Source organism: Arthrobacter sp. CJL-S3, from assembly GCF_056711635.1.
Map to the genome: position 1 here is coordinate 1,367,459 of NZ_CM160046.1, position 20,399 is coordinate 1,387,857.

The window sequence follows — 20,399 nt, forward strand, 5'->3', positions numbered from 1 at the left end:
TAACGGCGCCGGGCCCGACGCCGTGCGTCATAACGGCGCCCGGCACGTCCGCCGCGTCAGGTCGGGACCGGGAAACGCCGTAAAGTCTTCCGCATGAGGTTGAACTGCTGATGGGCGCCGGACATTCACACACCCCGCAAGGACACGCGGATCCGACGCCCCAGGCGCTCGTTGCACGGAAGAAGGCCAACCTCATCCTGGCCGCCATCCTGATACCGCTGACACTGCTGACACTCGTGGCGATGGCGCTGCTGTGGCCCTCGGGTAGCAAAGAGGGGATCACGCTCGCGAGCCCCTACGCGGCCGCGCCGGGCGTCACGTTCGACACCGGCAAGATCCAGCGCGTTGTCACCGGCAGCTGCATGGACGCCCTCCCGCCGGAACAGGCCGGGACGGACACGGCCCCGCAGCAGGGATCGGAATGCACTTTTGCGTTCACCGACCCGGACAAGGGCGGCAACCCCGTCAAGGTCGTCATCAACCCCGACGTCGCCAAATCACACGGCGTGAAAGCCGGCGACAACATCCGCTACCTAAACCTCTCCAAGGTCCAGGGCGCCGAAGCCCAAGGCACACCGGCCTACGTCTTCGTTGACTTTGTCCGGACCCTGCCGATCATATTCCTCGCGGTGCTCTACGCCGCCGTCGTGATCGCCGTGGCGCGCTGGCGCGGGCTGCGCGCGCTGATCGGGCTCGTCGGCGCCTACGGTGTGCTGGTGTCCTTTATGCTCCCGGGGCTGGTCGAGGGCAAACCGCCGCTGCTGCTGGCGCTGGTGGGGTCCACGGTGATCATGATCGGGGTGCTCTACTTCGCCCACGGCTTCTCCGCCCGGACCTCCACGGCGCTGCTGGGCACCATGTTCGGCCTGGCGATTACCGCGCTGCTGGCGGCCTGGGCCACCGACGCCGCCAACCTCGCCGGCGTCGGCAGCCACGATTCCGCCACCCTCGCGAACATCTCGGGCAATATCTCCATCTCCGGCATCATCCTCTGCGGGCTCATCATCTCCGGCCTGGGTGTCCTCAACGACGTCACCATCACACAGTCCTCGGCGGTCTGGGAACTGTGGGAACTGGCCCCGGAAACCTCCGCCCGCCAGCTCTTCACCTCCGCAATGCGGATCGGCCGGGACCACATCGCCTCGACCGTCTACACCATCGCGTTCGCCTACGCAGGCGCGGCCCTGCCGGTGCTGATCCTGGTGATGCTCTACGAACGGCCGCTCGGCGACGCCCTCACCAGCGCCGAGCTCTCCGAGGAAGTGATCCGCACCCTGGTCGGCTCCGTCGGACTGGTCCTGGCGATCCCCGTCACCACGCTGATCGCGGTCCTCGTGGTGAAGGCAACCGGGATCAAAGCCCTGGGCGGGGCTTCGGGTGCGGGCCGCGGCGCCGGCGGCAGCACCGCCGTCGCGCCTGACATCGACCCCGACATCGACCCCGACGGCGGCTCCGACGATGCCTTCGCAGCGGCGCCGGCAGGGCGCCGCGGGCGGCGCGCCGCCGCACGCGACTGACCCCGGGTTTCCACATAGCAGGCGCGGATCGGGCCGATTTGCCCGGATTTGAGACAATGAACAGGTGACTGTTGTAGCTACCCCTCCCGCCGCCAAGCTGGAACTCCCGCCCCTGAAGCTGGGTCCCATCACGGTGGACACCCCCGTGATCCTGGCCCCCATGGCGGGCATCACCAACTCCGCGTTCCGCCGGCTCTGCCGTGAATACGGCGGCGGCCTCTACGTCGCGGAGATGGTCACGTCCCGCGCCCTCGTGGAGCGCACGCCGGAATCCCTGCGCATCATCGCCCACGACGACGACGAGAAGGTCCGGTCCGTCCAGCTCTACGGCGTGGACCCGGTCACGGTCGGCCAGGCTGTCCGGATGCTCGTCGAGGAGGACCGCGCGGACCACATCGACCTTAACTTCGGCTGCCCCGTGCCCAAAGTGACGCGGCGGGGCGGCGGCTCGGCCCTGCCCTGGAAGATCGATCTGTTCACCTCGATCGTGCAGACCGCGGTCAAGGAAGCCTCCCGGGGCAACGTCCCGCTGACCATCAAGATGCGCAAGGGCATTGACGAGGACCACCTGACCTACCTCGACGCCGGCCGGATCGCCCGCGATTCCGGTGTCGCCGCCGTCGCGCTCCACGGCCGCACCGCCGCGCAGTTCTACTCCGGCCAGGCCGACTGGTCCGCAATTGCCCGGCTGCGTGAGGCGCTGCCGGACATCCCGGTGCTCGGCAACGGCGACATCTGGTCCGCCGAGGACGCCATCCGCATGGTCCGCGAGACCGGCGTCGACGGTGTTGTGGTGGGCCGCGGCTGCCAGGGCCGCCCGTGGCTGTTCGGGGACCTCGTGGCGGCCTTCGAAGGCAGCGACGCACGCCACAAACCGGCCCTGCGGCAGGTGGCGGAAGGCGTGTACCGCCACGCGCAGCTGATGGTCGAGACGTTCGGCAACGATGAAGGCAAGGCGCTCCGGGAGATCCGCAAGCACATGGCCTGGTACTTCAAGGGCTACGTCGTCGGCAGTGAACTGCGGACCAAACTGGCCATGGTGACCAGCCTCGAGGTCCTGCGCGACACCCTGGACCAGCTGGACCTGGACTCGCCGTACCCCGGCGTGGACGCCGAAGGCCCCCGCGGCCGCGCCGGCTCGCCGAAGAAGCCCGCCCTGCCCAAGGACTGGCTGCTGGACCGCAACATGGACGCCGACCAGTCGCGTGAGATCAGCCACGCGGAACTGGACGTGTCCGGTGGCTGAAACCAGGACCACCGCCCCCGTGCTCGACGGATACGTCGGACGGGACACCGCCCGCTGGGTCGAGGAACCGCCCAAGTCCACGTACCGCTCCGACTTCGAACGCGACCGCGCCCGGGTGCTGCACTCCTCGGCCCTGCGCCGGCTCGGAGCCAAAACCCAGGTCGTGGCCCCCGACACCGACGACTTTGTCCGGACCCGCCTGACCCACAGCCTCGAAGTGGCCCAGGTGGGCCGCGAACTGGGCCGTGCCCTCGGCTGCGACCCCGACGTCGTGGACACCGCCTGCCTCAGCCACGACCTCGGCCACCCGCCGTTCGGCCATAACGGCGAATCGGCGCTGAACGAGGTCGCCCACGCCGTCGGCGGATTCGAGGGCAACGCCCAGACGCTGCGTCTGCTGACCCGGCTGGAGCCCAAGGTCCTCACCGCCGACGGGAGCCCCGCCGGGCTTAACCTCACCCGCGCCAGCCTCGACGCCGCGGCGAAGTACCCGTGGTCGGCGGCGAACGCGCCCGTCATCCACGGCGAGCGGACCAGCAAGTTCGGCGCCTACGAGGACGACCTGCCGATCTTCGACTGGATCCGCGAGGACGCCCCGGAGCGGCGCTCCTGCCTCGAAGCGCAGGTCATGGACCTCGCCGACGACATCTCCTACTCCGTGCATGACGTCGAGGACGCTATCGTCGCCGGGCACTTCCAGCTGCGCTGGATGGACAATCCGGACCACCGTGCCCGGGTGGTCGGCTACGCCAAGCAGTGGTACCTGCCGCAGAACGACCCCGCCGCGATTGATGCGGCCCTGGCCCGGCTGGAAGCCACCAGCGTCTGGGTCCGCGAGGCCGACGGCAGCCGCAAGGCGATGGCGGCGCTCAAGGACATGACCAGCCAGCTGATCGGCCGGTTCTGCCAGAGTGCGCTGGCGTCCACCCGCGCTGTCTACGGCCCGGAGAACCTGACCCGCTACAACGCGGAGCTGATCGTTCCGGACGAGACCGTGATGGAAATCGCCGTGATGAAGGGCCTGGCCACCACTTTCGTGATGACCACCGAACACCGGCGGCCCATCTACGAACGCCAGCGCGAGGTCCTGCACGCCCTCGTGACGGCCCTGAGCGCCACCGGGGACCGCCATCTGGAGCCGATGTTCGCCGCCGACTGGCGCGACGCGGAGGACGACGGCGCGCGGCTGCGTGTCGTGATCGACCAGGTGGCGTCGTTGACCGACGGTTCCGCGCTGGCCATGTACGAGCGGCTCGTCGGCAGCCTGCCGTCACTGTGGTGACGGTCCTGGTGACGTTGCCCGCAGTGCACTGCTATGCACCGTTCCTGTCGGGGCGCGGTACTAGGATGGCACTGTGGCCGGCCTGATCAAACGTGAAGATATCGACGAAGTACGCCAGCGCACGGACATCAAGGAAGTTGTCGACGGCTACGTGACCCTCAAAGGGGCGGGGCTGGGCTCCTTCAAAGGCCTGTGCCCCTTCCATGACGAGCGTTCTCCCTCGTTCACCGTCCGCCCCCAGGTGGGCAGGTACCACTGCTTCGGCTGCGGCGAGGACGGCGATGTCATCTCCTTCGTGCAGAAGCTGGACCACACCTCCTTCCACGAGGCCGTCGAAAAGCTGGCCGCCCGCATCGGCTTCGAGCTCCGGTACGAGGACGGCGGTTCCGGACCGAACCGCGAGGACGTCGGCCGCCGGCAGCGGCTGATCGATGCCCACAAGATCGCTGACGAGTTTTTCCGCGCCCAGCTGCTGACCCCCGGAGCGACCGAGGGCCGCACCTTCCTGCATGACCGCGGCTTCGACCGCGCCGCAGCCGACCAGTTCGGCGTCGGGTACGCCCCGCAGGGCTGGGACTCGCTGCTCAAGCACCTTCGCGGCCGGGGCTTCACGGATCCCGAGCTCAAACTCACGGGGATGTTCTCCGAAGGCGGGCGGGGGATCTACGACCGTTTCCGTGGCCGGCTGATCTGGCCCATCCGCGACATCGCGGGGGACACCATCGGCTTCGGCGCCCGCAAGCTCTACGAGGACGACCAGGGCCCCAAATACCTCAACACCCCCGAAACCGCGCTCTACAAGAAGTCGCAGGTGCTCTACGGGATCGACCTCGCCAAGCGCAGCATCGCCAAGGACCGGCAGCTCGTTGTGGTGGAGGGCTACACCGACGTGATGGCCTGCCACCTCGCCGGGATCACGACCGCGGTGGCCACCTGCGGCACGGCCTTCGGCACCGAACACATCAAGATTGCCCGCCGCCTGCTCTCCGACGACGGCAGCGGCGGCGAAGTCATCTTCACCTTCGACGGCGACGCCGCCGGCCAGAAGGCGGCCCTGCGGGCCTTCGAGGAGGACCAGCGGTTCGTGGCGCAGACCTACGTGGCCGTGGAGCCCAACGGCGCGGACCCCTGTGAGCTGCGCCAGTCCAAGGGCGACGCCGCCGTCCGGGACCTGATTGCCACCCGCCGCCCCTTGTTTGAATTTGCCATCCGGGCCGCCCTGAAGCGGCACAACCTGGACACGGTCGAGGGCCGGATCGCCGCCCTGCGGGAATCCGCCCCGGTCGTCGCGCAGATCCGCGACGCCGGCATCCGTCCCGCCTACGCCCGGGAACTGTCCGGCTGGCTGGGCATGCCGGTGGAGGAAGTCAGCCGGGCCGTGGGCGCTGCCGCCAAGCGTGCCGCCCAGGCGCCGCCGGGCGGAGCCGGGTCCGGCACGCACCGGGGCCGCGGCCAGGGCTCCGGGTTCGTTACGGTGACCGGCGGGGGAACCGCCCCGGGCGTGGCTCCCTTCTCGGCGTCGGCCGCGCTGCCGTCCTTCAACCGTCCCGACCCGCGCGACCCCGTGGCGGCGATGGAACGGCAGGCTCTGGAGGTTGCCCTCCAGCAGCCCGGGATGCTGGAAGGCGAGACCTGGCTGCGTTTCACCGACGCGAGGTTCTCGACGCCGGCGTACCTGGCCATCCACGAGGCCATCCGGGCCACCGGCCTGGCGTTCGCGGGCGACCCGGTGCGCTGGGTGGAACAGCTGCTCCAGGAGGTTCCCGAGCCGCTGCGCCCGCTCGTGTCCGAGCTGGCGGTCGTCCCGCTGCCGGCCAGCACCGCCGACGGCGTCCTGCGCTACTGCAAGGACATCCTGGCGCGCTTGTTCGAGCTGCAGATCACCCGGGTCAAGGCCGACAAAATGGGACAGCTGCAGCGACTGGACGCGACAGCCGACCCGGAGGAGTTCCAGCGGCTGAACCGGGAGCTCATGCAGCTGGAGATGCAGCGGCGGTCCCTGCGCGCGGAGGCCTGATCCTAGAGCCCGGCCGCCGAGGCTTGGCCGTGCCGCCGTGTTGTCCCGCAGGGGGCAATTTCACTTCCCGGCCGGGTGTTTGCTAGGCTTATATCCGCTTCATTCCTCCTTAGCTCAATTGGCAGAGCATTCGACTGTTAATCGAAGGGTTGCTGGTTCAAGTCCAGCAGGAGGAGCGCGCAGTCCCCGTCCCGGGTCACCGGGACGGGGACTTTTTTATACCCGGAGGGGGTATTGGCGGGCAACGACGGGGAGGGCGGCGGGCCGATTTCCTAAGCGGCAAAACCTTTGCTAATGTCGTACCTGCTTCATTCCTCCTTAGCTCAATTGGCAGAGCATTCGACTGTTAATCGAAGGGTTGCTGGTTCAAGTCCAGCAGGAGGAGCGGACAGGTCCCGCGGCCGGTGAATAACCGGCTGCGGGACCTTTTTTGTGCCCTCTTACGGCGGCCTACTGTGTGCTCAGACGAAATACATCTCCACCTGGAGGAACCGCTCCGCCTCCGCCACGGCTGCACGGAAGGCTTCGAGTTCGGTGGGGGACTTACGGGGTTCCCGGGGGTGCCATTCGTGCGGTGCGGAGTGCACCTGGGTGAAGCCGCCGCCGGGCGGGGCATAGAAGATCCCGAAGCGCTGCACGGGCCACTCCGGGGACGTCTCGGGTGCGACCAGGAGGGCTGAATCGAAGGCCGGGTTGTACCACTGGGCGATCGGGCGCCGGCGGTCCTCGGTGAACAGGCCGGCCGCGAAGAGGGCCGCCGACTGCTGGCTGGTCTGGCTGCACAGGCGATCCCACCACAGAGGCAGGATTCCGGTGTCGCACCGCTGCCACGTGGCCGGCTTGGGCGGAGGATCCTGCCAGTGGGGCACATCACAACTTTATCGCCCGCCGTGGAGCGGCAACAGGGCCCGCGGACAACTGCGCGGCCCCGCCCGGGGGGACATGCCCACCGTGTGCACCGAACCCCCGGGGGACATGCCCACCGTGTGCACCGAACCCCCGGGGGGACATGCCCAGCGTGTGCACCGAACCCCCGGGGGGACATGCCCAGCGTGTGCACCGAACCCCCGGGGGACATGCCCAGCGCTGGGGTGTGTGCATGGACATAGTGCCCATATGCCCACACGTGGCTGCGAAGGCTGAGCATGTCCTCCCGCAAGAGAGCAGGCCGCACCATGTCGCCCGGGGGACATGCCCCGCGCTGGGGGGGTGTGCGTGGACATAGTGCCCATATGCCCACTCCTGCGCGCCAAAAATGGGCATGTCCCACGGGGGTGGTGGGGCGGCGCGCGGGGTGGCTACTGGATGGGCGGGACCGTGCTGGGCCTGACGACCAGCCAGAGGGCGGCCGCGGCGAGGAAGATGCACGCGGCCTGGACGGCGCCCATCGGGGTGGATGATGTGACGCCGAGCCAGCCCACCACCGGCGAGATGAGGCCGGCCATCAGGAACGTGGCGGCACCGAGCAGGGAGGCGGCGGTCCCGGCCTGGGCGCCGTGCTTGGCGAGCGCCAGCACCTGGACACAGGGGAATGTGAAGCCGGCGCCAAGGATGTAGAACCACAGCGGCACCATCACGCCCCACAGACCGAAGCCCAGCTGGTCGAAGAGCACGATCAACAAAGCCATCAGGAACATCCACGCCGTGGAGCACGCCAGGATCCACTGCGGCGGAACCTTGCGGATGAGCCTCGAGCTGGTCTGCACGCCCGCAACGATGCCCAGGGAATTCACGCCGAAGAGCAGGCCGTACTGCTGCGGGCTGAAGCCGTAGACGTCCTGGAACAGGAACGGCGACGCGGACAGGTACGTGAAAAGCCCGGCGAAGTTCATGCCGCCCACCAGCAACAGCCCCACAAAGATTCGGTCCCTGAACAGCACACCGTAGCGCTGCCGGGCGGTCATGCCGGTTTTTCCGCGGAGTTCCCGGGGCAGCGTCTCGCGCACCACGAAGATCGCGGCGATGAGGACGCACATGCCGTAGCCGGCCAGGAAGAAGAAGATGCCCGGCCACGGCATGAACAGCAGCAGCTGAGAGCCGATCACCGGAGCGAGGATCGGCGCCAGGCCGTTCACGAGGGCCATCCGGGAGAACATCCGCACCATGGCGAAACCGCTGAACAGGTCCCGCACCATCGCCATGGCGACCACGCCGCCGCCCGCGGCGCCGATGCCCATCAGCACGCGGAAGAAGCCCAGCGTCGTGATGTCGGTCGACAGGGCCGCCCCCAGGGAGGCCACAATGTGCACCGCCGTCGCAAGGATCAGCGGCATCCGCCGGCCGAATTTGTCGCTCAGCGGCCCCACCACCAACTGGCCGAGCGCAAAGCCGAGCGTGGTGCCGGTCAGCGTCAGCTGCACGGCCGCCTCCGAGACGGCCAGGCTCTCTTCCAGAGCCGGGAAGGCCGGAAGGTACAGGTCCACGGTGAAGGGACCCAGAGCGGTCAGGGCGCCGAGCATCAGAATGTAGAGGAGCTTGCGGCGGCGGCTCAGGGAATCGCCGGGATTGGTGGGTGTAGTCACAGAGGTCAATCCTAGGGGCGCACGGCCACCGGCCAGGTCTGCGGCGCAGGGCGCGCCACAGCCCGCGCCCGCGCGGCGGCAGGGAGCCTGAATGGTAGTTTTGACACCGGGGTGTGCGTGAAGCTGCGCAGACCGGCAAGCCCGCGGAAGCGGAATCACAGACGTAACCAGTTAGGCGGGACCGATGAGCGGACGTCACAGCGGCGGGACAAACGGGGGGCTGCGCATCTCCGCGCTCCCGAAGACCCTGAAACTGATCTTCAAACTGGCTCCGCGGCAGCTCAACGACGAGATTGCCCTCGCCAAGGTCGAGCTCAAGCGCAAGGGCATCCAGGTCGGCGTCGCCTCCGCCTTCCTCGTCGTCGCGCTGATCTTCGTCGCTTTCCTGGTCACCGGCCTCATCGTCGCCGCCATCATGGGACTCGCGACGATCATGCCCGCCTGGCTCGCGGCCCTGCTCGTCTGCGGCGTCTTCCTCATCATCGCCCTGATCGCCGGCCTGGTCGGCGTCGGCAAGTTCAAGAAGGCCCTGCCGCTGGTCCCCGAAGACACCATCCGGGGCCTGAAGTACGACCTCGGCATCGCCAAGGAGGGCTCCGCTTTCGATCCTGCCGTGCTGGATCCGGAATCCGAGCAGTACAAGGCCGCCAAGGCCGCCAAGGCCGAAGCCGCCGCCAAGGCCCAGGCCGAGAAGGAAGCCAAGAAGGCCGCCGAGCCGGACTTCGGTCCGCCGCCCACCGAAGCGGAACTGCGACGCCGGCTGGACGAGCGCCGCAGCCACCTCACCGGAGTCCGCGACGAACTGAACAAGGAACTGGACGTCAAGACCCAGGCGCAGGCACTCCTGGCCGTGGCCCAGGTGAAGCTGCAGGACGGCAAGGAACAGCTCAGCGAGAAAGTTGCCGAGGTCCGCTCCGCGGCCAGCCGCCGCGCGAAGCGGCCAGCGGCGTCCGGCGGGGCCGGTACCGACGGCGCCGGCGTGGCAAGCCAGCTGAGCGAGCGGTGGAAGCCGCTCGTCGCACTCACCGCCTCAGCCGCAGCCCTCGTGTTCCTTCTGCGCAAACTGATCAAGGGCTAGGCAGCCCGCTGAACTGCAACGCCCGATCGTTGCCGGCCACGGAAAGGGGGACTGGATGAAGTTCATCGGCGCTGGTTCCCGGCCTGGTCAGCCCCAGATCCACCACGACCGGGTTTTTACCATCCCCAACGTGTTGACCGTCGTGCGGTTCCTCGGCGTCCCGCTCTTCATCTGGCTCGTGCTCGGGGTGCAGGAATACGGCTATGCCGCCCTGGTCCTGGCCATCATGGGCAGCACCGACTGGGTGGACGGCTACGTCGCCCGCCGGTACGACCAGATGTCCAACCTCGGGCGGGTCATGGACCCCATCGCGGACCGGCTGTCGCTGATCGCGGTTGCCGTCACGCTGGTGATCGCCGGCGTCGTCGAGTGGTGGTACCTCGCGGCGCTGCTGATCCCGGACGCCATCCTGCTCGCCCTGTCGCTCTACTACTTCCACGGCCACCCCGACCTGCCCGTGAGCCGGATCGGCAAGATCCGGACTGCGCTCCTGCTGGTCGGCACACCGCTGCTCGTGCTCTCGAAACTCCCCATCCCCGGCACCGAGGTCTACCTCACCGCCGCCTGGATCTTCCTGGGGCTGGGGCTCGTGGGGCACTGGATCGCCGGCTACAACTATTTCTGGGCCATCATCCGAAAGGGCAAAAAGCTTAAGAGCCACGAGCCCGACGTCGACGGCGGCACCCGCTGATGGTGTGGTTCGCTGTCCTGCTTGCGGTGCTGGGCGCGTTCTGCCTCGCAATCGGCGCCCAGCGCCAGGGCAGTGCGGTCAAGGCGGACACCGGGGGACTGGCGCTCAGCAACCATGGCATGGTCCGGCTGCTCCGCAACCCGCGCTGGGTGTTCGGTCTCCTGCTGCTGTGTGCGGGCATGGCGTTGAACTCCGTCGCCCTGGTGCTGGCGCCACTGACGGTGGTGCAGCCGATCGGGGCGATTGCCCTCGTGATCACCACGATCGTCAACGCCAAGGACCAGGGGCTGACCATCAACCGGGCCACGGTGGTGGCCATCTCCGCCTGCGTCACCGGCTCGGCCCTGTTTGTGATCCTGGCGGTCACCGTGACCCAGGAAACCCACGCAGTCAGCTCCTCCGACGAGCTGACAGTTGTGCTGCTGCTGGCCCTGGTTGTCGGACTTTTCGGGACGCTCGCCCTGGTGTTCCGGCAACGGATGAGCGCCTTCATCTATATCCTTGGCGCGGGAATCCTGTTCGGCTTCGTCGCCGTCCTCACCCGCATCATCGGCAAGCACCTGCTGGATCCCAACGGCCTGGGCATCCAGAATGTGCCGTGGTACTCGGTGGTCGCAATCGTCGCCGCCGGCGTCCTTGGCTCGTGGTTCGTCCAAAACGCCTACTCCGGCGGCCCGCCGGATCTCGTGATCGCCGGACTGACGGTGATCGACCCGATTGTCGGCATCGCAATCGGCATCACGATCCTCGGCGAGCTGCGCCCGGATGTCCAAGCCGTGACGGCAATTGCGATGGGGGCGGCCGGTTCGCTTGCTATCGTGGGAGTGATCGCTTTGTCCAGACACCATCCCGAAGTCACCAAGCGCAAGAAGGACGCGCGGAAGGCCGCGGGACGGGTGTCGTAGGACCTCAACAGACCTCAGCAGCAGGCCCGGCACGCCTGCGCCGGCAGCCAGCCGGCCACCACAAGTCCCCGCTGCCCGCATCGTGACCACCAGGAGCCCTCCACGTGACCATGCCTGACAACCAGCACCCGCTGACCATTTTGATTGCCGCGGACACGTACCCGCCCCACGTCAACGGCGCGGCCATGTTCGGCTACCGCCTGGCCCGAGGCATGAAAGCGCGCGGACACGATGTTCACGTGCTGGCCTGCCGACCGGACAAAGGCAAGAGCTACACGGAGTTCAGCGACGAAGGCACGGTCCACCGGATCCGCTCGCACTCAGTTCCCACGCACGAATACTTCCGGATCACCTTTCCCTGGGAAATCAAGAAGGAAATCAGCCTGCTGTTCGACCGGATCCAGCCCGACGTGGTGCACATCCAGAGCCACTACATGATCGGCGAGCACGTGCTCTACGAGGCCGTCAAGCGCGGTATCCGGATCGTGGCGACCAACCACTTTATGCCCGAGAACCTGAACCCGTTCCTGCCGTTCCCGCAGTGGTTCAAGGATATTGTGGGACGCATTTCCTGGAAGGACATGGGCAAGGTCATGGGACAGGCCGACGTCGTCACCACCCCGACGCCGCTGGCGGCCAAGGCGATGCACCAGCACGCCTTCCTCCGCAAGGTCCTACCACTGTCCAACGGCATCGACTCCGCGGCCTACGAACTCAAGCCGGGGGAGGAGCTGGAGCGCCACCCGAGCCCCACCGTGCTGTTCGTTGGCCGGCTCGCCGAGGAAAAGCACATCGATGTCCTGGTTGACGCTGTCGCCAAGACGCCCCGGGAGCTGGACGTCCACCTCGAGATCGTCGGCGGCGGCGAAGTGCGCCCGGCCTTGGAGGACCAGGTTGCCAGGCTCGGGCTGCAGGACCGGGTCACGTTCCTGGGACTGGCCAGCGATGCCGATCTCCGCCAGGCCTACCTGGCCGCTGACCTGTTCTGCATGCCCGGCACGGCGGAACTGCAGTCGCTCGTGACCCTGGAAGCCATGTCGGCGTCCACGCCGGTGCTGCTGGCGGACGCCATGGCGCTCCCTCATCTGGTGCACGACGGCGAAAACGGCTACCTGTTCACACCCAATGACAGCGATGACCTCGCAGCCAAGATTGTCCGGGTGCTGTCGCTCCCCGCCGATGAGCTGGCGGCGATGGGCAAGGCGAGCCGGGGCCTGGTGGAGAACCACAGTCTCGAGCACACCCTGCAGGCCTTTGAGGATCTGTACCGGGGCGCCAGCTACGACGACCTCGTTGTCTGAACCGGGGCACTACTATTGTTAGAGTGATTTTCGCCCGGAAACCGTCCGGCCCCGCGCGGGCAGGGAACGATTTCCGGGCGCAAGGGGCTATAGCTCAGCTGGTTAGAGCGCGGGACTCATAATCCTAAGGTCCTCGGTTCAAGTCCGAGTAGCCCTACATTTCCGCGGAACCCCATGAGGGAACCGCCTCCACGGGAGCCGTGGCCGGCGTTCGACGCCGGCCCGGCTCCTTTTGATTTATCCGGCTGCTTGATTCATCCGGCCGCGCGATGTCCCGACCCGGCGCCGGTCCTCATAGCCCCGCGGGGGATTCCGTCCTGTTCTTGCCGTCCGCATGTCCTCCGTCACTTGCGATGCCCTTCCCACCTGCTGTAAGTTACTGGTGAGTAACATTCTGCCGGCGCAACGCCCGCGTTCTCCTGGTCGCTGCTGATCTCCCGTGAAGGAACACCATGTCCAAAGCTGACATCGACATCAACAACCTCCCGTACGCCGATGGCGACTTTTTTTCGTTCGAGCAGCTGCTCAGCGGCAAGGAGCAGGACCGGCTCGCGGAGGTCCGCGACTTCCTGGCCCGGGAGGTCAAGCCGATCGCCGTTGACTGCTGGAACCGCGCCGAGTTCCCGATGGACCTGATTCCGAAGCTGGCCGAGATCGACCTCGTCAGCCCGGTCCGGCGGCAGGGTTACTCCAACCTCTTCGCGGGCATCATGCACGCCGAGGCAACCCGCGCCGACACCTCCATTGCCACCTTCATCGGCGTCCACGACGGACTCTTCACCGGCTCCATCGAGGCTCTGGCCTCCCAGGAGCAGCAGGAAGCGTGGCTGCCGGACATCTACTCGCTCAAGAAAATCGGCGCGTTCGGCCTCACCGAGCCCCTCGGCGGGTCCGACGTCGCCGGCGGCACCCGCACCACCGCCCGCAAGGAGGGGGACAGCTGGATTCTGAACGGAGCAAAGCGCTGGATCGGCAACGCCACGTTCTCCGACTGGGTCGTCATCTACGCCCGGGACCTCGCCGACAACCAGGTCAAGGGGTTCCTCGTCGACACCAAGACCGAGGGCTACAGCGCCACCAAGATCGAAAACAAGATCTCGCTGCGCACCGTGCAGAACGCCGACATCACCCTCAACAACGTCGTGGTCCCCGAGTTCTTCAAGCTCGCCCACGCCAACAGCTTCCGCGACACGAACAAGGTCCTCAAGGTCACCCGCCTTTCCGTCGCGTGGCAGGCCGTCGGCCAGCAGCTCGCCGCGTTTGACGTTGCCCGCCGCTACGCCGTCGAGCGCAGCCAGTTCGGACGCCCGATTGCCTCCTTCCAGCTGGTGCAGCACCAGCTCGTGCAGATCCTCGGCAACGCCGTCAGCTCGATGGGCATGATGGTGCGGCTCTCCCAGCTGGAGGACCTCGGCCAGGCCAAGGACGAGCAGTCGGCGCTGGCCAAGGCCTTCACCACGGCGCGCATGCGCGAGAGTGTTGCCCTGGGCCGCGGCATCCTTGGCGGCAACGGGATCGTCACGGACTACGAGATGGCCAAGGTCTTCTCGGATGCCGAGGCCATTTACTCCTACGAGGGCACCCACGAGATCAACACCCTCGTCACAGGCCGGGCGATCACGGGCATCTCCGCGATCGTCTAGGAAACGGCCCCAAGGCGCGCGGCGGCCCCAAGACGCCCGGCGCCCGGCGGCCGGCACCACCGCCCGCGGCCCTTAGTCCTGATCCGCCCTCCCACCCCTACCCGGGTGCGGGATCGAGGGGAGGAAGCAGGACGGAGGGCCGCAGGTCTGTCACGAAGGCCAGCGGATTGAGATAGTCCGGGCCGCGGCGAATGCCCCAGTGGACGCAGGGCGCCGGCGTGCAGTGGCCGGGCTGGATCCAGCCCAGGACATCCCCCTGGGCGACGGCGTCGCCCGCCCTGAGATTGCTGCGAACCGCTTCGAAGCTGCTCCGTAATCCGCTGCCGTGGTCGACAGTGATGACACCACGGTCCACCACAATGCCGGCAAAGCTCACGGTGCCGGACGCCGGCGAGGTGACCGGGGCGCCGTCGTGTGACGCCCGCAGATCCACGCCGCGGTGCCCGCTCAGCCAGGGTTTTGCCGGCGGTTCAAAGGCGCGCAGCACACCCGGCCGGGGATTCAGCGGCCAGCTCCACCCGGCAGTCACCGTGCCGGCGCTGGCCGAGGGGTCCGTCGGCGGACCGGGAACCGGACCGGCGGATGCCGTCACGGGGGAGAGCACCAAAAGCAGTGCGGCAGCCAGGATGGCAGCATACGCCGGAGTCTTCATGAACCCAGCCTGCTGTTGCCACCTCGTCGGCGGAAGCACCCCGCCGGCGTATGTGGACAACGCCGAGGCCCCTCCGCAGGCCCCGGGAACCGTGCAGTCCTGCACCGCCCCTGTAGTACACTTGGTGGAGCAGTTTGCTGTGCCCTCACGCTTGATCAAGCCGGCACGCCTCATTCAGGGGTGCGGGGGAGCAGCAGCTGACTACGCGTATCCAGCCCTCCTCATTCGAAGCTTGAACTCTTCAGGGTGCGGAGGACTGTGCTTCTTTCGGTCCGGGCCTATGGTCCGGTGGAGAAGCGCAGTGGATGCCAGGAGCACCGCCCGCCTGGGCGTTGCTATATAACCGTCAACTATTGGCAGGGTAAGACAGCCCATGGGCTCTCTCATGAATGACCTGCCGGAAGGAGCGCCGGCATGCCCGTCGTAACTATGCGCCAGCTGCTTGACAGCGGCGTCCACTTTGGACACCAGACCCGCCGTTGGAACCCGAAGATGAAGCGATTCATCTTCACGGAGCGCAACGGCATCTACATCATCGACCTGCAGCAGTCGCTGTCCTACATCGACCGCGCCTACGAGTTCGTGAAGGCCACCGTTGCACACGGCGGCACCGTCCTCTTCGTCGGCACCAAGAAGCAGGCACAGGAATCCATCGCCGAGCAGGCCACCCGCGTTGGCCAGCCGTACGTCAACCAGCGTTGGCTCGGCGGTATGCTGACCAACTTCCAGACGGTCTCCAAGCGCATCCAGCGCATGAAGGAACTCGAAGAGATCGACTTCGACGACGTCGCCGGTTCCGCGTACACGAAGAAGGAACTGCTCCTTCTTCGCCGCGAACTCACGAAGCTGGAAACCAACCTCGGTGGTATCCGCAACCTGACGAAGGCGCCTTCCGCGCTGTGGATCGTTGACACCAAGAAGGAACACCTTGCTGTCGACGAAGCCAAGAAGCTGAACATCCCGGTTGTTGCCATCCTGGACACCAACTGCGATCCCGACGAAGTCGATTTCCCGATCCCGGGCAACGACGACGCCATCCGCTCCGTCAACCTGCTGACCCGCGTTGTTGCTGACGCCGTTGCTGAGGGCCTCATCGCCCGCAACCAGCGCGCCACCGGCACCACGGAAGCTCCGGAAGAGCCGCTGGCCGAGTGGGAGCGCGAGCTCCTCGAAGGCAGCAAGACCGAAGAGGCTGCTGCCGCTCCGGCCGCCGAAGAGGCACCCGCCGCAGAAGCCGCTCCGGCAGCTGAAGAGGCACCCGCCGCTGCCGAGGCCGCTCCGGTTGCCGACGACGCCGCCGGCGAAGCCAAGTAGTCAGACAGGCTGCTTTTCTCAGCTGACAAATAAATCCGGATCTCCCCGCACGCCCTGCGCGTAAGGGGAACTGACAGGATGGCCGCTCACCGTGTGAGCTGCCGTCCTGTCAGTCCGTACACCACATTAAAATTTCTAGACAGAGGGGTTCACATGGCGAACTACACTGCCGCTGATATCAAGGCTCTGCGCGAGCGCACGGGCGCCGGCATGATGGATGTCAAGAAGGCTCTTGACGAGGCCAACGGTGACGCCGAGAAGGCCATCGAAATCATCCGCATCAAGGGCCTCAAGGGCGCTACCAAGCGCGAGGGCCGCTCCACCGCGGAAGGCCTGGTGGCCGCCAAGGTCGCCGGCGGCGTTGGCGTGATGATTGAAGTCAACTGCGAGACCGACTTCGTTGCGAAGGCTGACAAGTTCATCCAGCTCGCCGACAAGGTCCTGGCCGTCGCCGTCGAGTCCGGTGCTGCCGATCTCGAGACCCTGCTCGCCACCGAGGTCGACGGCAAGCCGCTGTCCGAGGTCGTCGTCGAAGAGGGCGCCGTTTTGGGCGAAAAGGTTGTTGTCCGCCGCATCGCCCGCCTCGAAGCCGCCACGGTCGACGCTTACCTGCACAAGACCTCCAAGGATCTCCCGGCCCAGGTCGGCGTCCTGTTCGCTGTTGACGGCGAAGGCGAAGCAGCTGCCACCGCAGCCCACGACGTCGCCGTTCACATCGCTGCGATGTCCCCGAACTACCTCTCCCGCGAGGACGTTCCGGCCGATCTCGTCGAGTCCGAGCGTCGCATCGCCGAGGAGACTGCCAAGGCTGAAGGCAAGCCCGAAGCTGCCATGACCAAGATTGTGGAAGGCCGTGTCACTGGCTTCTACAAGGGCGAGGTTCTCCTCGACCAGGCATTCGCCAAGGATGCCAAGAAGTCCGTCGCGCAGGTCCTCGAAGAGGCCGGCGTCAAGGGCACCGGATTCGCGCGTTTCCGCGTCGGTTCCTAGCCAGACACCAGTCAGGCACGTCGTCAGACACTAGTCAGACACGCTGAGGGGGTGGTCACTGCGGTGGCCGCCCCTTTTGCATGCACACAGGGTGTGCGCACAGGGTATGCCTGCAAGGCAGGCCTGCAGCATCATGGACCGGGAGGCCATCCCGGGGCAGCACCGGGTCCGGGCGGAATGACGCCTTTGGGCCCCGGCACGATACCCTTTTTCAGAGTTCACCAACGGGAAGGCACCATGGAAACCGTCACTACTTCAGTCCAGCCAAAGAAGAGCCGGCGCCGAGTCCTGTTGAAGCTATCGGGCGAGGTCTTCGGCGGCGGGAAGCTCGGCGTTGATCCTGACACCGTCCGCGGCGTGGCCAAGCAGATCGCCGCAGCAGTCCCCGACGTCGAGGTTGCGATCGTCGTCGGCGGCGGGAACTTCTTCCGCGGCGCCGAACTGTCCCAGAGCGGCATGGACCGTTCCCGCGCCGACTACATGGGCATGCTCGGCACGGTCATGAACTGCCTGGCCCTCCAGGACTTCCTGGAACAGGCCGGCGTCGAAACCCGTGTCCAGAGCGCCATCACCATGGGCCAGGTCGCCGAGGCGTACATCCCGCGCCGCGCCATCCGCCACATGGAAAAGGGCCGTGTCGTCATCTTCGGCGCCGGCGCCGGGCTGCCCTACTTCTCCACCGACACCGTGGCCGCCCAGCGTGCCATGGAGGTCCACGCCGACGTCGTCCTGATGGCCAAGAGCGGCGTCGACGGCGTCTACACCGCGGACCCCAAGAAGGACCCCACGGCCGAGAAACTGCACCACCTCAGCTACGACGACGCCCTGCGCCGGGACATCCGCGTGATGGACCAGACCGCCATGACCATGTGCAAGGACAACAACCTCACCATGGTCGTGTTCGGCATGGAAGGCGAAGGCAACGTCACCCGCGCCATTCTGGGCGAGGAACTGGGCACCGTCGTCACCCCCTAGCAACGGCTAGGATGTTTTCAGGACAGTTCCGCTCCCCGGACCCGGGGTAGGCCTACGGAACACAACCCAAGACCGTGCAGCATCCCGCCAGCGGCGGGTGCACCAATTTCTGAGGAGAGACCGTGATCGAAGAAACCTTGCTCGAAGCCGGGGAAAAGATGGACAAGGCGGTTGAAGTAGCCAAGGAAGACTTCGCCTCGATCCGGACCGGCCGCGCCACCCCGGGCCTCTACAACAAGGTCCTCGTGGACTACTACGGCTCCCCGACACCGCTGCAGCAGCTGGCCTCCTTCGCCGTGCCGGACGCCCGCACCATCCTCATCACGCCCTTCGACAAGACCGCCCTGCGCGACATCGAGCGCGCACTGAGCGATTCCGAGGTCGGCGCCAACCCGTCGAACGACGGCAACGTCATCCGGATCACCATCCCGGACCTGACCCAGGAACGCCGCAAGGAATACGTCAAGATCGTCAAGTCCAAGGGCGAGGACGCCAAGGTGTCCATCCGCAACATCCGCCGCAAGGCCAAGGAAACCCTGGACAAGCTGGTCAAGGACGGCGAGGCCGGCGAGGACGAGGGCAGCCGCGGCGAAAAGGAACTGGATGCCATGACCAAGGCTCACGTCGACGGGATCGATGAGCTGCTCAAGCGCAAGGAAGCCGAGCTGCTAGAGGTCTGATGGCGCAGGAACAGGGGGAACCCGGACCGGACGTCCGGGTGCGGGGGAAGCAGCGGAGGAATCCGACGCCCAAGGCCGGAAGGAACCTGCCCGCCGCCACGGCGGTGGGCGTTGGCATGCTCGTGATTGTCCTCGGCGGACTGCTGTTCTTCCCGCTGGGGTTCGTGCTCATTGTCACCGCCTTCGCGGTCTTCGGTGTCTGGGAAGTCTTCCGGGCCCTGGAAACCACCGGCACCCGGCTGCCGATTGCTCCGGTGATGACGGGCACCGTTGCGATGCCGGCCGCCGCTTACTTCGGCGGCACCGAAAGCCTCCTGTTCGCGATGCTGCTCAGCAGCATCGCGGCGCTGATCTGGCGGTCCCTGGAGGGCGCCGCCGGTTCCGCGCGCAGCATCTTCGCCGGTGTCTTCACCCTGGCCTGGATCCCTTTCCTGATCAGTTTCGCCGTGCTGCCGCTGCACACCTTTGTGGGGGAGACCCCGGTAGGGCTGTGGCCCGACGGCGTGGCGCCCCCCGGGGCGTGGCAGATCGCCACCCTCCTGCTGCTGGTGGTCGCCAACGACACCTTCGGTTACCTCGTCGGGGCCTCCCTCGGCAAGCACCCGATGGCGCCGAAGATCAGTCCCAAGAAGAGCTGGGAAGGCTTCGCCGGCTCCATTGGCGGCGCCACGGTCGTCGGAGTGCTCGCCGCCGTCTTCCTGCTGGACATGCCCTGGTGGGTCGGTGTCGTCCTCGCCGTGGGCATGGTGGCCGCGGCCACTGCCGGAGACCTCTCCGAATCCATGGTGAAGCGCGAACTCGGGATCAAGGACATGAGCAGCATCCTGCCGGGCCACGGCGGGGTCATGGACCGGCTGGACTCGATTGTCTTCGCGTGCCCGGTGGCCTTCATCCTCTATTCCGTTTTCGCCGGCGCGTAAGACAGCGCCTCTTCCACCTTCCGGCCCCTACAATGGTGCCGGGCAAACCAGTCGAACGGCATTGAAGGAAACAACAGTACATTGGACATTCAACGGCAGATCCCTGCGTCCTTTGACCGCGTGCAGCGGAACGAGTACGGCTACAACGCCAAGCAGGTCGACGAGTTCATGCGGCGCGCACGGGTGTCATTTGAGGCGCCCCCGTCCGCCGCCCGGCCGGTCAAGAGCGGGGACGTCAGGGCGGTCTCCTTCGACCCCATCAAAGGCGGCTATGCAGCGGCCGGCGTGGACGCGGCCCTGGACCGGCTGGAGGATGCCCTTGCCCTGCGGGAACGCGACGAACTCGTGGCCGAACGCGGCGAGGAAGCCTGGCTCCGCGAGATCGGCCGGCTCGCCGGCGTGCTCCGCGGGCGTCTGCACCGCCCCGACGGGCAGCGTTTCCGGCGCCCCGCCAAGGCCAAGGCCCGCAGCTACAACACCACGGACGTGGATGACCTCTGCCACGACCTGATCGGATACCTCGAAGAGGACAAGCCGCTGAGCGTGGACAATATCCGCCGCGCCGTCTTCCGTCCCGCCGTCGGCAGGGACGGCTACGAGGAAAACCAGGTGGACGCCTTCATGGACCGCGTGGTCGAGCTCATGGCCGCGATCGACTGAGCATGC

18 protein-coding genes and 3 tRNA genes are annotated in these 20,399 nt (G+C 66.9%); 18 read left to right on the forward strand and 3 right to left on the reverse strand.

The window, feature by feature from the left end; all coding sequences use genetic code 11:
* Nucleotides 1–110: 110 nt before the first annotated feature.
* The 6 genes from AC06G6_RS06080 to AC06G6_RS06105 all read left to right on the forward strand — a co-directional run bounded on the left by AC06G6_RS06080 (nucleotide 111) and on the right by AC06G6_RS06105 (nucleotide 6,447).
* Complete coding sequence (locus tag AC06G6_RS06080; protein WP_479827311.1) at nucleotides 111–1,517, forward strand: YibE/F family protein; 1,407 nt, start codon at nucleotides 111–113, stop codon at nucleotides 1,515–1,517.
* Between the two features lie 64 nt (nucleotides 1,518–1,581).
* The gene (gene dusB / locus AC06G6_RS06085; RefSeq protein WP_479827313.1) at nucleotides 1,582–2,763 is read left to right on the forward strand and encodes a tRNA dihydrouridine synthase DusB; all 1,182 of its coding nucleotides are present in this window, start codon (nucleotides 1,582–1,584) and stop codon (nucleotides 2,761–2,763) included.
* On the forward strand, nucleotides 2,756–4,045 hold the full coding sequence (locus tag AC06G6_RS06090; protein WP_479827315.1) for a deoxyguanosinetriphosphate triphosphohydrolase: 1,290 nt from the start codon (nucleotides 2,756–2,758) through the stop codon (nucleotides 4,043–4,045). Before dusB ends, AC06G6_RS06090 begins: the two co-directional genes overlap by 8 nt.
* A gap of 73 nt (nucleotides 4,046–4,118) precedes the next feature.
* Nucleotides 4,119–6,062, forward strand: a complete 1,944-nt coding sequence (gene dnaG / locus AC06G6_RS06095; RefSeq protein ID WP_479827319.1) for a DNA primase — start codon at nucleotides 4,119–4,121, stop codon at nucleotides 6,060–6,062.
* Nucleotides 6,063–6,165: 103 nt separating this feature from the next.
* Nucleotides 6,166–6,238: transfer RNA gene (locus AC06G6_RS06100), tRNA-Asn, on the forward strand.
* Nucleotides 6,239–6,374: 136 nt separating this feature from the next.
* Nucleotides 6,375–6,447: transfer RNA gene (locus AC06G6_RS06105), tRNA-Asn, on the forward strand.
* Nucleotides 6,448–6,523: 76 nt separating this feature from the next.
* On the opposite strand, the gene AC06G6_RS06110 is transcribed toward AC06G6_RS06105, so the two are convergent.
* Complete coding sequence (locus AC06G6_RS06110; protein ID WP_307458732.1) at nucleotides 6,524–6,931, reverse strand: hypothetical protein; 408 nt, start codon at nucleotides 6,929–6,931, stop codon at nucleotides 6,524–6,526.
* A gap of 429 nt (nucleotides 6,932–7,360) precedes the next feature.
* Nucleotides 7,361–8,584: a multidrug effflux MFS transporter gene (locus AC06G6_RS06115; RefSeq protein ID WP_479827321.1), complete on the reverse strand. Its 1,224-nt coding sequence runs from the start codon at nucleotides 8,582–8,584 to the stop codon at nucleotides 7,361–7,363.
* A 184-nt stretch (nucleotides 8,585–8,768) separates the two neighbouring features.
* On the opposite strand from AC06G6_RS06115, the gene AC06G6_RS06120 reads away from it, so the two are divergent.
* The 6 genes from AC06G6_RS06120 to AC06G6_RS06145 all read left to right on the forward strand — a co-directional run bounded on the left by AC06G6_RS06120 (nucleotide 8,769) and on the right by AC06G6_RS06145 (nucleotide 14,202).
* Nucleotides 8,769–9,662, forward strand: coding sequence for a phage holin family protein (locus AC06G6_RS06120; protein WP_479827323.1), 894 nt, complete (start codon nucleotides 8,769–8,771; stop codon nucleotides 9,660–9,662).
* Between the two features lie 55 nt (nucleotides 9,663–9,717).
* Nucleotides 9,718–10,353 carry a CDP-alcohol phosphatidyltransferase family protein gene (locus tag AC06G6_RS06125; protein WP_479827325.1) on the forward strand — a complete coding sequence of 212 codons (636 nt, stop codon included), beginning with the start codon at nucleotides 9,718–9,720 and terminating at the stop codon, nucleotides 10,351–10,353.
* Nucleotides 10,353–11,258, forward strand: coding sequence for a DMT family transporter (locus AC06G6_RS06130; RefSeq protein ID WP_479827327.1), 906 nt, complete (start codon nucleotides 10,353–10,355; stop codon nucleotides 11,256–11,258). The genes AC06G6_RS06125 and AC06G6_RS06130 overlap by 1 nt, the downstream gene beginning before the upstream one ends.
* Before the next feature lie 104 nt (nucleotides 11,259–11,362).
* Nucleotides 11,363–12,559, forward strand: coding sequence for a glycosyltransferase (locus AC06G6_RS06135; protein WP_479827329.1), 1,197 nt, complete (start codon nucleotides 11,363–11,365; stop codon nucleotides 12,557–12,559).
* Between the two features lie 83 nt (nucleotides 12,560–12,642).
* Nucleotides 12,643–12,716, forward strand: a tRNA-Ile gene (locus AC06G6_RS06140).
* Between the two features lie 295 nt (nucleotides 12,717–13,011).
* Nucleotides 13,012–14,202 carry an acyl-CoA dehydrogenase family protein gene (locus AC06G6_RS06145; RefSeq protein WP_479827331.1) on the forward strand — a complete coding sequence of 397 codons (1,191 nt, stop codon included), beginning with the start codon at nucleotides 13,012–13,014 and terminating at the stop codon, nucleotides 14,200–14,202.
* 97 nt (nucleotides 14,203–14,299) lie between these two features.
* Here AC06G6_RS06145 and AC06G6_RS06150 read toward each other — a convergent pair whose 3' ends face one another.
* Nucleotides 14,300–14,854, reverse strand: coding sequence for a M23 family metallopeptidase (locus AC06G6_RS06150; RefSeq protein ID WP_479827333.1), 555 nt, complete (start codon nucleotides 14,852–14,854; stop codon nucleotides 14,300–14,302).
* A 414-nt stretch (nucleotides 14,855–15,268) separates the two neighbouring features.
* On the opposite strand from AC06G6_RS06150, the gene rpsB reads away from it, so the two are divergent.
* The 6 genes from rpsB to AC06G6_RS06180 all read left to right on the forward strand — a co-directional run bounded on the left by rpsB (nucleotide 15,269) and on the right by AC06G6_RS06180 (nucleotide 20,393).
* A complete protein-coding gene (gene rpsB / locus AC06G6_RS06155; RefSeq protein ID WP_479827335.1) occupies nucleotides 15,269–16,168 on the forward strand; it encodes a 30S ribosomal protein S2 in 900 nt (299 codons plus the stop codon).
* 153 nt (nucleotides 16,169–16,321) lie between these two features.
* The gene (gene tsf, locus AC06G6_RS06160) at nucleotides 16,322–17,158 is read left to right on the forward strand and encodes a translation elongation factor Ts (protein WP_307458708.1); all 837 of its coding nucleotides are present in this window, start codon (nucleotides 16,322–16,324) and stop codon (nucleotides 17,156–17,158) included.
* A 237-nt stretch (nucleotides 17,159–17,395) separates the two neighbouring features.
* Complete coding sequence (gene pyrH, locus AC06G6_RS06165) at nucleotides 17,396–18,133, forward strand: UMP kinase (RefSeq protein WP_307458704.1); 738 nt, start codon at nucleotides 17,396–17,398, stop codon at nucleotides 18,131–18,133.
* 122 nt (nucleotides 18,134–18,255) lie between these two features.
* Nucleotides 18,256–18,813 carry a ribosome recycling factor gene (frr, locus tag AC06G6_RS06170; RefSeq protein ID WP_282380703.1) on the forward strand — a complete coding sequence of 186 codons (558 nt, stop codon included), beginning with the start codon at nucleotides 18,256–18,258 and terminating at the stop codon, nucleotides 18,811–18,813.
* Nucleotides 18,813–19,733: a phosphatidate cytidylyltransferase gene (locus AC06G6_RS06175; RefSeq protein ID WP_479827338.1), complete on the forward strand. Its 921-nt coding sequence runs from the start codon at nucleotides 18,813–18,815 to the stop codon at nucleotides 19,731–19,733. Before frr ends, AC06G6_RS06175 begins: the two co-directional genes overlap by 1 nt.
* Nucleotides 19,734–19,814: 81 nt before the next feature.
* Nucleotides 19,815–20,393: a DivIVA domain-containing protein gene (locus AC06G6_RS06180; RefSeq protein WP_479827339.1), complete on the forward strand. Its 579-nt coding sequence runs from the start codon at nucleotides 19,815–19,817 to the stop codon at nucleotides 20,391–20,393.
* Nucleotides 20,394–20,399: the final 6 nt, after the last annotated feature.

What these genes read in the sequence shown, in the direction of transcription:
- AC06G6_RS06080 (WP_479827311.1), top strand. Translation starts at nt 111, where the DNA reads ATGGGCGCCGGACATTCACACACCCCGCAAGGACACGCGGATCCGACG.
- AC06G6_RS06120 (WP_479827323.1), top strand. Translation starts at nt 8,769, where the DNA reads ATGAGCGGACGTCACAGCGGCGGGACAAACGGGGGGCTGCGCATCTCC.
- AC06G6_RS06125 (WP_479827325.1), top strand. Translation starts at nt 9,718, where the DNA reads ATGAAGTTCATCGGCGCTGGTTCCCGGCCTGGTCAGCCCCAGATCCAC.
- AC06G6_RS06130 (WP_479827327.1), top strand. Translation starts at nt 10,353, where the DNA reads ATGGTGTGGTTCGCTGTCCTGCTTGCGGTGCTGGGCGCGTTCTGCCTC.
- AC06G6_RS06145 (WP_479827331.1), top strand. Translation starts at nt 13,012, where the DNA reads ATGTCCAAAGCTGACATCGACATCAACAACCTCCCGTACGCCGATGGC.
- AC06G6_RS06150 (WP_479827333.1), bottom strand. Translation starts at nt 14,854, where the DNA reads ATGAAGACTCCGGCGTATGCTGCCATCCTGGCTGCCGCACTGCTTTTG.
- rpsB (WP_479827335.1), top strand. Translation starts at nt 15,269, where the DNA reads ATGCCCGTCGTAACTATGCGCCAGCTGCTTGACAGCGGCGTCCACTTT.
- tsf (WP_307458708.1), top strand. Translation starts at nt 16,322, where the DNA reads ATGGCGAACTACACTGCCGCTGATATCAAGGCTCTGCGCGAGCGCACG.
- pyrH (WP_307458704.1), top strand. Translation starts at nt 17,396, where the DNA reads ATGGAAACCGTCACTACTTCAGTCCAGCCAAAGAAGAGCCGGCGCCGA.
- AC06G6_RS06175 (WP_479827338.1), top strand. Translation starts at nt 18,813, where the DNA reads ATGGCGCAGGAACAGGGGGAACCCGGACCGGACGTCCGGGTGCGGGGG.